The 11,775-nt window shown below is 50.7% G+C and carries 8 protein-coding genes; 3 read left to right on the plus strand and 5 right to left on the minus strand.

Annotation, left to right across the window (positions count from 1 at the left end; all coding sequences use genetic code 11):
* Positions 1-90: 90 nt before the first annotated feature.
* Positions 91-1,803 carry a PQQ-dependent sugar dehydrogenase gene (locus tag ABV298_RS11935; protein ID WP_353722325.1) on the minus strand — a complete coding sequence of 571 codons (1,713 nt, stop codon included), beginning with the start codon at positions 1,801-1,803 and terminating at the stop codon, positions 91-93.
* Positions 1,804-1,959: 156 nt separating this feature from the next.
* On the minus strand, positions 1,960-3,126 hold the full coding sequence (locus ABV298_RS11940) for an AIR synthase-related protein (RefSeq protein ID WP_353722326.1): 1,167 nt from the start codon (positions 3,124-3,126) through the stop codon (positions 1,960-1,962).
* 257 nt (positions 3,127-3,383) lie between these two features.
* On the opposite strand from ABV298_RS11940, the gene ABV298_RS11945 reads away from it, so the two are divergent.
* A complete protein-coding gene (locus ABV298_RS11945; RefSeq protein WP_353722327.1) occupies positions 3,384-3,890 on the plus strand; it encodes a C40 family peptidase in 507 nt (168 codons plus the stop codon).
* Between the two features lie 181 nt (positions 3,891-4,071).
* On the opposite strand, the gene tnpA is transcribed toward ABV298_RS11945, so the two are convergent.
* The gene (gene tnpA, locus ABV298_RS11950) at positions 4,072-4,509 is read right to left on the minus strand and encodes an IS200/IS605 family transposase (RefSeq protein ID WP_353722328.1); all 438 of its coding nucleotides are present in this window, start codon (positions 4,507-4,509) and stop codon (positions 4,072-4,074) included.
* Positions 4,510-4,715: 206 nt separating this feature from the next.
* On the opposite strand from tnpA, the gene argH reads away from it, so the two are divergent.
* Positions 4,716-6,050, plus strand: a complete 1,335-nt coding sequence (gene argH / locus ABV298_RS11955) for an argininosuccinate lyase (protein ID WP_353722329.1) — start codon at positions 4,716-4,718, stop codon at positions 6,048-6,050.
* A gap of 5 nt (positions 6,051-6,055) precedes the next feature.
* Complete coding sequence (locus ABV298_RS11960; protein ID WP_353723175.1) at positions 6,056-6,580, plus strand: redoxin domain-containing protein; 525 nt, start codon at positions 6,056-6,058, stop codon at positions 6,578-6,580.
* A 79-nt stretch (positions 6,581-6,659) separates the two neighbouring features.
* On the opposite strand, the gene ABV298_RS11965 is transcribed toward ABV298_RS11960, so the two are convergent.
* Entirely contained in the window at positions 6,660-8,282 is a 1,623-nt protein-coding gene (locus ABV298_RS11965) for a SusD/RagB family nutrient-binding outer membrane lipoprotein (protein WP_353722330.1), read from the minus strand.
* A gap of 114 nt (positions 8,283-8,396) precedes the next feature.
* A complete protein-coding gene (locus ABV298_RS11970) occupies positions 8,397-11,735 on the minus strand; it encodes a SusC/RagA family TonB-linked outer membrane protein (protein WP_353722331.1) in 3,339 nt (1,112 codons plus the stop codon).
* Between the last annotated feature and the right edge of the window lie 40 nt (positions 11,736-11,775).

Consider the following 11,775-nt stretch of genomic DNA (forward strand, 5'->3'; position numbering starts at 1 on the left):
GTCGAAAACGGCCTTTTTTTGCTGAAATCAGTGTCTATCAGAACCGGCGGGTGTCCGCTTGCGAACAATTCCGTTCAGCTTTGAACATCATTATCTTAACACCAGGACCCGTTGCTGCAATATCCGGTCGGCTCCCGCCATGCGGACGATGTAAATGCCGGAGGCCGTATTGCCCAACGGTATGCTCACAGGCCCGCTTCGCCCGTCTATCTTCTCCGTTAGCACCACCTGTCCACCCGGATTCACCATTTCCAGCGTCTGAAACGGTTCTTCGATGAGCACATTCATTTCATTGGTGTGAATGAGCGACGGCCGGACAAAAGCGTCGACGGGCACATCGCCGGTATTCACCGTAATCGTTCTGGAGTATCTGAAACTTTCGTCGGTATCGACCATTTTCAAACGATAATACAGGACACCCGTCTCAGTGGTGCTGTGGGTGAACGAATAACTACGCCCGCCCGACGCATTGGCACCGGCCACCGAGCCGACGTTTTCGAACCGGCGGGCGTCGAGGCTAAACTCGACATCGAAGGTTTTGAAGTCCTTTTCCATGGAAGTTTGCCAGGAAAGCTTCACGCCTTCGGTGGCCGGCAGCCCCGAAAAGCTTACCAGCGTTACGGGCAGCGGATCTTCGGCCTCGATACGATAAACCGCTGTGGCGGTAACGGCATAAATTTCACCCGACTCGTCCTCACCAATATCCCTGACGCCCGTGAACGTCGACGTTTCATACTCCTTCACGGAGCCATCCGAATTGATTTTATGAATATCGCCCGACGAATAATCCATTCCAATGTAGTACCCTTGCATAACAGGAAAGTCGCTTCCCCGGTACACTACGCCACCGATAACCGACCTTCCCCTCGCGCTTCCCGTTTCGTAGGTATAAATAGGCTTCACATAACCTGCCGTGTCCGGACATTCGGTAAGCGGGATGCCGGGAGTGCGGATATCGCCTTCAAAACATCGCCAGCCATAGTTGGCACCCGAAGCGGTTCCGGCGGTCCGGTGATTGATCTCTTCCCGCTCGTCCTGCCCTACATCCCCTATCCACATGTCATAATTCTCACGGTCGAAACTCCACCGGAAAGGGTTTCGTAAACCCAGGGCGAATACTTCGTTACCAAATGGATTGCTGGGCGGTATTACGTAGTTCAAACCTGACCCGATGGGTGGATTAACATCGATACGTAATATTTTCCCTAACAAACTGTTCGTATTCTGGCCGTTCATATCGGGGTCATAACCCGCACCGCCGTCACCTGTCGACAAATAAAGGTAATCGTCCTCATACCCGAAGTGCAATTCACCCCCGTTGTGGTTACTATTCACCGGATGCGGGATTTTCAATATTTCAACCCGCGTGTTGGCCGGCACAATGTTTCCCAACGGATTAGCCGAAGTGTACCGGGCCAGCACCAGGTCGCCGGCAGTATCGGTATAGTAAGCATACAAAAAGCCGTTGGTTAAAAAATCCGGATGAAACGCGATACTCAACAAGCCTCCTTCGCCGGTGGTTCCAACCACCTGGCCTTCGCTGTTCATGTTCAAATACTCGATGGGGGTAGTCAACGCACCAGGGTTGTACACCGTGACTGTCCCGGCCCGTTCGACGATAAAGATACGATTGGAGCCATCGCCCGCATGTACGAGTTGCATGGCCGAGGTCAATCCGCTGATTACGGCCGTGGGATTGATCTTTACGTCAGGAATTTGCGCGGAGGCGCAGGTGGCCGTCAGAACGAAGCAAAACACCAGAACAAACGCCCGTGGTATTTTATAGTGGTTGATATGTTTCATGTTTCGCAAGTTGATTAAGTGACGATAATTCTACCTTTTTTGCGAAATCATACTACAATTGTTATGCCGACACATGCTTTGTAAATCCAGGCCACAAAAAAAGCCTTCGGAAAGCGTAACTTCCGAAGGCTCAACAATTTGAATCCTGACACCCGATCAGTAATAAAATGTGCCGTACCCGCTGCTGATAGTGAGTTTCTTTTCTTGCGAGGATTCTACACGGCCTATTACCTGCGCATCGATCCCGAACGATTCAGATATGTCGATCACCCGGGCGGCATGTGCCTCGGGGAGGTAAATTTCGAGCCTGTGTCCCATATTGAACACCTTATACATTTCCTGCCAGCTCGTTCCGCTTTCCGCCTGGATCAGCTTGAAAAGCGGCGGCACAGGCAACAGGTTATCTTTGATAATGTGAAGGTTATCAACAAAATGTAGAATTTTTGTCTGAGCCCCGCCGCTGCAATGTACCATGCCATGGATCTGCGGGCGCAGTTCGTCGAGTAATGCTTTGGCCACGGGCGCGTATGTACGGGTGGGCGAAAGGATCAGTTTACCCACATTCAGCGGCGCACCGTCCACTGTATCGGTCAGTTTTTTGCTGCCGCTGTAAATGAGATCGTCGCTCACTTCGGGGTCAAAACTTTCGGTGTATTTCGAAAGGTATTTGCCTAAAATATCGTGTCTCGCGGACGTAAGGCCATTGCTACCCATTCCTCCGTTGTATTCGTTTTCGTAAGTAGCCTGTCCGTAAGAAGCCAGCCCGACGATCACGTCTCCCGCCTGAATATGGGCGTTATCCACCACCTCGGAGCGCTTCATCCGGGCTATGACGGTGCTGTTCACCGTCACCGTCCGCACCAGGTCGCCGACATCGGCCGTTTCGCCGCCCGTACTGTAAATCTCGACGCCGTAGCTGCGGAGCATTTCCAGCACTTCCTCGGCCCCGTTGATCACCTCCGCGATCACTTCGCCGGGAATGCGGTTCTTGTTGCGGTCGATGGTCGAGGAATAGAGCATCGGGCCGGTTGCGCCCACACACAGGAGGTCGTCGGTATTCATCACGATCGCATCCTGGGCAATGCCTTTCCAAACGGAGATATCGCCTGTTTCTTTCCAATACAAATACGCCAGGGAAGTTTTGGTACCGGCCCCGTCGGCGTGCATGATCGTGCAGTAATCGGGATCGCCCGCGAGCGCGTCCGGGACTATTTTACAAAAAGCCTTCGGATAAAGCCCTTTGTCGATCTTTTCGATGGCCTTATGCACATCTTCCTTTGAAGCCGATACACCGCGCTGGAGATAACGGTCGGTAGTTTTCATCTGAGCGTTTTAATTAGTAAGCTATCCTGATTCCGCCACAAAAGTAGGCAAAAAGGGGGCTTAAACCTTTACTTTAATGAAAGTAACCCTTAAACTGGTAAATCAACGATTTACAAAAAATTGCAAATTTTAACGATTTATTAAAATAAGACAAATGCGAAAAAGTCGTTAGCTTTACAAACCTGAGGTTTTCACAACCGAAAACAGTAGAATCTCTTGTCTGGCCAATTAAAGTCCTGAACCTGCTTTTTGATTTCATGCATTTTTTGATTCGTTCGGTCGTACTATTAGCTTTATCGTTTGCCGCCACTACATTCAGTAACCGTGCTTTTGCCCAGACGCCCCGGCCCCGGGAGGCTTCTGCGGACACTTTAAATCCGATCCGGTCGCTGGTATCTTTCGCCACCGAACATTTGAATATCCCCTATCGCCCGGGCGGCTCGTCCCGAAAAGGCTTTGATTGCTCGGGGTTTGTCCGGTATTGTTTCAACCAATGGAACATCACGCTCCCGCATTCCAGCGCCGCACAGGCAGAACACGGGCAAGCCGTTGAGCTCGACAACGCCAAGCCCGGCGACCTGATTTTCTTCAAAGGCCAGAGTACCAAAAGCAAGCGCATCGGGCACGTAGGCATCATCACCGAAGTAGCGCCCGGTTATGTCAAATTCATCCATTCGGCCTGGAAAGGCGGAATCCGGTATGACCTGCTCCATGCAGCTTATTACAGCAAGCGGTTTGTGGCGATCAAAAGAATGATTGAATGATTTTTTATTAATAATTATTCCTTTTCTCTCTTATTCCGTCGACTAAAGTCGACGGCAAGGAGATTGCTTTCTGGTCGGCTTGGCCGACAAGTGCCTGTCTGGAATCAACTTGAATTCGCCAATTCCAAACAATCCCCCATTCCGTTGACTAAAGTCGACGGAATGACGAGATAGGAATAGCTTAGTTTTTGCTTGTATTGGTCCAGCCATATTTTTTCATAAATCTGTTGATTTCTGTTTCAAAGGTTTTGCCTCTGTGGTGCTCTTCCTGCCTGAGTATATAGTTGCGAACATGCGATACATGTTTCTCGCTGACACTAACAGCCCAATAATCATCCTGCCATACAAAATGCTCCGGCGTCAATTTATTCTTATTGATCCAATAGGAAGATTCTCCCTTTATAATTTTCATAACATCCCCAAGCGTCTGCTCGCGGCTCAGGCATACGAGGCAGTGCGCATGGTCAAGATAGCCATTCACCACATCCAGCTCGATCCCCTTTTTCGTCGCATATTCCTTGATATGCATAAACACCTTCATCCGAATATCGTCCCGCAAAACAGGCGCACGATATTTGGTCGAAAAAACAACATGAATCCAAACACGGGTCCAACTCATAAATCGGGATTAAACGCATACAACAATAGACAACCGGCGGTCTCATTGATACGCTGAATCTCACATTTGGTAACAAACTAAAAAGCATTCCTCGACAAAGTCCCGCTGGCCGTGATCTTCTGATACCGGAAAAAAGGCAAAGAATGAGCTAATGATGTTAAATTTGCGGGATCGATATTGATTCAGTCTTTTATCATTCCCGCATTTTGAAACTCTGGCAAAAGGAAAATACCGTTACTTCTGAAAAAATAGAACGTTTCACAGTCGGCCGCGACCGTGAGATGGATTTGCATCTGGCCGAATTCGATGTGCTGGGCAATATTGCTCACGCCACCATGCTCGAAACCATCGGCTTGCTAACGGCCGACGACCTCGCTGCATTGAAAACCGAGCTCAAAGCCATTTACAAGCAAATTCAAAGTGGAGAATTCGTCGTTGAAGAAGGCATTGAAGACGTGCATTCACAGGTGGAGTTAATGCTTACCCGAAAGCTGGGGGATACAGGCAAGAAAATTCACAGCGGCCGTTCCCGTAACGATCAGGTGCTGGTGGATATGAAGCTCTATACGCGCGCAAGGCTGTTCGAAGTCGTTCAGGCGACCGAAAAGCTCTTCGATGTCCTTTCGCGGAAATCGGAGGAACATAAAAATGACTTGCTTCCCGGTTACACGCATTTGCAGATCGCCATGCCGTCGTCGTTCGGGCTATGGTTCGGCGCCTATGCCGAGGGCCTGATCGACGATATTATCCAGCTCAACGCCGCCTACCGCCTTGCCAACCGCAACCCGCTGGGGTCGGGAGCGGGCTATGGTTCCTCGTTTCCGCTGAACCGCCAGCTTACTACGGAGCTGTTGGGCTTCGAAGGCATGCACCACAATGTCGTGTACGCACAAATGAGCCGCGGACGTACAGAACAGGCCGCTTTGAGCGCCATTGCATCGTTGGCGGCCACGGTTTCGCGGTTGGCAATGGACGTTTGCCTTTACAACAGCCAGAATTTCGGCTTCATCGTCCTGCCCGACGACCTCACCACCGGCAGCAGCATTATGCCGCATAAAAAGAATCCGGACGTAGCCGAACTCCTTCGCGCCAAAACCAACCGAATGAAAGCATTACCCATGGAGGTAACTATGGTTTTGAGCAATTTGCCGTCGGGTTACCACCGCGACATGCAGCTGCTGAAGGAAATCCTGATGCCCGCCTTCGACGAAATCCTCGACTGTCTCGACATCGCGGCTTTCATGCTCGAACACATGAAAGTGAAGCAAAATCTGCTCGACGACCCGAAATACGACCTGCTTTTCAGCGTCGAGCGCGTAAACGAGCTTGTAATCACCGGAGTACCTTTCCGCGACGCCTACAAACAAGTCGGGGCCGAAATAGCCGACGGGACCTACACCGCGCCCCGTGAATTGAAACACAGCCACGAGGGAAGTATCGGGAATTTGCAAACGGGCGAAATTCGTGCGAGAATGCAGCGGGAAATCAGCGCATTTGGGTATGAAAAAGTCACGGCTGCATTAGACGCATTGTTAAAATAAACATGATGAGAGTCCGGCACGCCATTGTTTGGATATTGTGCTGCGTTGGTTTTTACCTGTCCGCGGCAACGCCCGCATATCATGACGGAGCGAAGGGTCTCAAGGTCATCTTCTTTCTCGACGCCGAATGTCCCGTCTCAAATGCGTATATGAACGAGATTAAAAGTATATGTTCGGATTATGCAAAAAAGGGCGTGGCATTCGAAGCGGTTTTTCCGGTTACGACGGTGAAACGCGATGACATTCGTGCATTTTTGCATAAATACAAAGCGAATATTCCCGGTTATCGTGACCCGGGATTGCAGAAAGTGAAGCGTTACCAGGCTACCACGATGCCCGAGGCCATACTTGTCGATGCAAGTGGCGAAATTCTTTATAGAGGCGCTATCGATAACTGGTATTATGCATTGGGAAAGAACAGGGCGAAAGCCACTGAATTTTATCTAAGAAATGCCATTGAGGCCGCATTGAACGGAGAAGTGATTATCAAAAGCAGGACAGAAGCGATCGGATGCCTGATCAATCAATAGCTGCCATCCATTTTAAGCAAAACAAAAAGGCAAGCCAACCGGCCTGCCTTTTGCGTTTTAACTAAATCTATAATAAAAATTACTGCTTATCCCACCAGACGCGACCTTGTGCGTTGGCCAGATCTCCGAAGCCGGGCTGTGCCGCCATCGCGTCGTAAGCCGCTTTCTTGTTGGCGTAGTTAGGATCCGACGATGACGGAAGTGTGATCGGTGAACGGCGTGGGATCACCAGCGGCACGTTCAGATACGTCATTTTGGGCATCGGTACCACCGAGTTCTCGTTCGGATACCCGGTACGTTTCCACAACGCCCATCCTTCCTGAGGCTGTCTCATGAAGTTCAGATAGCTTTGGCTCGCAATCTGGTCCATGGCCTTTGCTGCATCGAACGCAACGCCGGGCTGCGCCAGGTAAGCGGTGATTTCAGCCTCTGTCATCGGTGTATAGTTGGTCAGCTTGGCACCTTGACCTATTTCGTCGTAGAACGCCAGCGAGCTTCTTACACCTGCTTCATACCAGCTTTTTGCCGTTCCGGTACCGATGGATTTGGTAGCCAGTTCGGCACGCATGAAACAGAACTCGGCATAGGTGATCACAGGGATGTAAGAACGACCGGTACCTGCATTACCCGCCGCATCCGCACGGCCTGCATTGAAGAGGCGCGGCTGAATGAACGACAATGTGTCCACCGTAGTGTTATTTGACGAGATCAGCTTCGGCGTGTAATAACGCTGGATGTTGGCCGTCTGACGTGATTCGTCGGGACTTGTGAAGCTGCCCACATACCGTCTTCCTTCCCTGGTGCCAGCCGGCAGTTTCTTATCCGCGATCAGCAGATCGATGTTTGCCTGACTGTATTGGTTAGGCGTGAAGAAGACGTCGATGCGCGGGTCTTTTTTCTGCCACATGAAATCCACCATCGGCTTTGGAGCACGCAGCTCGTCGGTTGCCCAGTTTCCGCCGGCGGCATCACCGGTGAAGGTGGCATTCCCGATGAACACCCAACTGTCGGCATTGCTGCTCATCAGGTCGCCGGCGGGCATAGCGAGTACTTCGTTGATAATCGCGTTACCGGCGGTTGGGTCCGCTTTCTGCACGCGCATCGCCATCCGGAGCCTCAGCGCATTGGCAGCTTTAATCCACTTCGTAGCATCGCCCTTGAAATACTGATCGTATACGTCGAGCGAATATTGAGGAACCGCAGGTGATTGTTTCAGAACAGCAACCGCCGCTTTAATTTCGGCGTCCAGTTTAGCGAACAGTTCCTGCTGCGTGTCATATTTAGGCTGCAAAGTACCGCCATAACGTCCCTGGAATGCCTCTGTATACGGAATGCTTCCATAGATATCGGACACGTAAAAAGCATAGTACGCTTTCAAAATCCGCGCAATCTGGATCATGTTTGTGTAACGAGGCTGCTCATCGGCGCTCATTTTACCAACCAGTTGTTCCAGGTCGTAAAGGCGGTCGCCTACACCGTTGTACAGGCGTCCGTAACGATTCGAAAAATTGTCGTAGTTCAGCGTAAACGAGCCCTGATTGCCGGCCTGGGGCGTGTTATACTGCATCCATGGCATAATACGGCGGTAAAAGTCGTAAAATGCTTCGAAATCCTGGCTGTGGATCTGGCTTGTCGCTTGCAGGAACTGGTTCTGAGGGGGGGATCTCCGTAAGGGCGTCCGGGTTTTTGTTAACGTCAACAAAGGCTTGCTTCTCGCAGGAGCTCAGAAATCCTACGGCCGCCATTAATATGAGTTTACTCTTCAAAGATTTCATAAACGATGCTGTTATTAAAATTTAGGCTGTAACGAAACTGATTACAATCCTACGCTGACTGATACACCAAGGTTACGCGAGAATGGCAAACCACCATATTCCATGAATTCACCCGCTTTGTTGCTATACAAACCTTCGGGATTGATACCGTCCTTCGCAGTTTTATAGAGGTACCCCAGGTTACGGCCCACCAGGCTCACCCGCAGGCTCTGGATTTTAGCTTTACCCAGCCATGAAGCAGGCACATTATAGCCGATTGAAACCTCGCGCAACGCAACCCACGAGTTCTCGAAAGTAGAATATTCGCGGATACCCGACGACCATTGCGTAAGGTTCAGATAATAGGCATATGCGGGGATCGGTTTCACATAACCTGCCGCAACCGCGTCCGCATAGCTCATGCCACCGAGGTCCTTGGGCTTCCCGTCCACTACCACCTGGAAACCTTGTGCAAGTACACCGTCCGGAATGATACCGTCGTTTTTCACAACTCCTTCCCCGTCGGTGTAAGTTACCCCTCCCAGCTCCGTATTACGACCCGGCAATGTAAACTTGAATGCACCAAAAGAAGATCCGTACTGGTGTGTTGCCGATGACATCAAACCACCGATTTTGGCATCAGCCTGAACAGTCGCCGTGAAATTCTTGTAACGGAACGTGTTCACGTTGCTTGCAAGGAATTTCTCCATCACTGTTCCCAGCTCCTTGTCAGCCTTGTCTCCATAGGAACCGTTACGAACGTAACCGATACCACCTTCACCGGAAATAGACCCGATTACACGCTTGCCGTTGGCAGGATCATTGGGATTGTCGGATTTATAGATCGCGAAACCATAGGGCGTGATAAGCGTTCCATAGTCTTTACCTACGCGCGCCACGGATTTAATATCGGCACCAAAACCGAGCGAAAGCTCATAAGTATCCGTTCCTTCGACCAGTTCAAGCACCTTGTTGCGGTTGCGAGAGAAGTTGATGCTGGTATTCCACTCGAAATCGTTTCTCTTGATGGGCGTCGCCGTCAAAAGGATCTCAACCCCCTTGTTCTGGATTCTACCGGCGTTGACAATTCTCTTGCTCACACCCGACTCCGGCGTCGTGTTCAGGCTCAGGATTTCGTTTTTAGTAATCTTGTTGTAAACGGTCGCATCGATTCCCAAACGGTTGTTGAAGAAACGGATATCCGCGCCGAATTCCACCTCACGCGCCAAACGGTTTTTCAACGCGTAGTTGGGCAATGTGTTATCGCGGAATCCGGACCAGTTCACTACGCTGCCGTCCGGCTGCAAGTAGGTTCCATCGGGTTTGTACGAACCGGTTTGGTTGGTCGACCACGGGTCGGTATCACCACCGGTGTAACCCAGGCTGGCACGTAACTTACCGAACGACAACCATGACGGAAGGCCTTTCAGCGACTCGGTAGCGATCCATGACAGACCTACCGACGGATAGGAATAAATATAGTCGCCGCTTCCGTTAGCGTAGGTCAATGTCGAAGACCAGTCGGTACGGTAGCTCGCACTCAAAGTAATCGCGTCCTTATAAGTCAAATCGCCATAAGCGTACAAAGCGTCGATGCGTTTCGATGGAATAAGCTCGTTTTTCTCAAATTTCAACACGTTAATGCTGTTCGCAAGAGAAAAGACATCTGGTACGCGAAGGCCACCGTCGGTTCTCACATCAAATCTGCGACCGCCATTCAAACGGTTTGTTTCTCCACCTGCGGACAGGCTCAGGTTGAAATCGGTGCTCAATTGCTTGTTGGCGGTCAGGAGGGCCTGGAAACGCGTCTGAGTCTGGTTCTCCGAATATTCACGGTATTCGCCACCCGAGAAGTTGACGTTGTCGCCCCTGTTGCGGTTGTTACCGGTGTATAACTCATTCTGCACGTTACCGCGCACGAGGAAGCTCAGCCAGTCGGTAATGTTGCCTGTCAGGTCGATGTTTCCACGGAATACCTTTTCATTTCTGAGTTGCTTGTACTCGAACGTCTGAAACATAAACTCGGTGATGTTGTACGGATCGGCAGTTCCGCGACGCCGGCCGCCGGCAACCGGATCGATGTAGTTTTTGGACCAATAATCGATATCCATATTACGAGGGCGACCATAAACAAAACGGAATACGGGGTTATAGTTACCGCCCTGACGGATCGGGTTAACCATGTCGTTGTCGGTATAATCCGCGCTTACGTCGAGATTCAGGACCTTGCCTATTTTCTGGGTTCCGCGAATGTTAAAGTTATTACGTTTCAGCTCGGTTCCCGCAGCCATGATGCTGGTGTTTTTCAGCGAAGAGAAAGACGCACGGAAAGAACTGCGCTCGTTACCGCCTTCCACCGCGATGTTATGGTTAATATACTTACCGGTCTGAAAGAACTTAATCGGATCATTAGCTTTCCATTCGACCATACGGCCGTCCAGGTCGCGTACCATTTGCCCCTCGAATTTGGGACCATACGAGAAATTATAGTTAGGGCGATCTACTTCGGGAACGCCGTCGGCACCCGTTGCAAATGTAGGGTTCAGACCTGCGCCGTATTCATTTTGCAGGTCGAGGAATTTGTAGGCGGTTTCAAAGCTCGAAGTATGGTTGTAGGTAACACCCAAACCTTTATCCACACGTCCTTTTTTGGTTTGAATCACCACCACGCCGTTCAAAGCCTCCGAACCATACAAAGAGCTCGCTGCCGAACCTTTCAGTACAGTCATCGACTCGATGTTGTCGGGGTTGATGTTCTTCATGATGTTACCGAAGTCCTGCGCAGCGCCCCAGGAGTCGGCACCGGATGTACCAGGACGGATCAACACACCATCCACCACGAACAGGGGTTGGGTATTGGGACTCAGAGAGGCATTACCACGGATACGGATACGTGACGACGACATCGGGCCACCTGTTCCCTGGTTGATCATCACACCCGCCACTTTACCTTGTAGCGCGTTCACCATGTTCGCATTGTTGGTCCGGGAAATGTCGGCTCCTTTTACTTCCTGAATGGAATAAGGAACTTTACGCACCTCGGTGGACATACCGAAGCCGGTGATAACTACTTCGTTAAGCGTTTTGTTGTCTTCGTCGAGATTTACGGTCAGCTGGGTAGCGTTACCCACCGGCACCTCTTTGGTTACAAATCCGATGGATGAAAAAACCAGCACAGCCGAGCTGGAAGGCACAGCGATGCTGAACTTTCCGTTGGCATCGGTGGCGCCACCTGTGTTACTTCCCTTGATAAGGAAGGAAACGCCGGGCAAAGGATTCTGGTCCTTGTCGAGCACCGTCCCGTTGACGGTCCTTTTGTCTTGGGCAATACTCCAGGTACTTCCGGTGAGGAGGAGGAGCAATGTTACCAGACGTGCTAAAGCAGTACACTTTTGTCTCATGGTAAACTTGGTAAATTGAATTTAGGTGGTTTAAGTAAAC

This window comes from Dyadobacter sp. 676, from assembly GCF_040448675.1.
Lineage (GTDB): Bacteria > Bacteroidota > Bacteroidia > Cytophagales > Spirosomataceae > Dyadobacter.

Excerpts from the sequence above, each read along its gene's own strand:
- ABV298_RS11945 (WP_353722327.1), top strand. The coding sequence starts at position 3,384 with ATGCATTTTTTGATTCGTTCGGTCGTACTATTAGCTTTATCGTTTGCC.
- ABV298_RS11935 (WP_353722325.1), bottom strand. The coding sequence starts at position 1,803 with ATGAAACATATCAACCACTATAAAATACCACGGGCGTTTGTTCTGGTG.
- ABV298_RS11970 (WP_353722331.1), bottom strand. The coding sequence starts at position 11,735 with ATGAGACAAAAGTGTACTGCTTTAGCACGTCTGGTAACATTGCTCCTC.
- ABV298_RS11940 (WP_353722326.1), bottom strand. The coding sequence starts at position 3,126 with ATGAAAACTACCGACCGTTATCTCCAGCGCGGTGTATCGGCTTCAAAG.
- ABV298_RS11960 (WP_353723175.1), top strand. The coding sequence starts at position 6,056 with ATGAGAGTCCGGCACGCCATTGTTTGGATATTGTGCTGCGTTGGTTTT.
- tnpA (WP_353722328.1), bottom strand. The coding sequence starts at position 4,509 with ATGAGTTGGACCCGTGTTTGGATTCATGTTGTTTTTTCGACCAAATAT.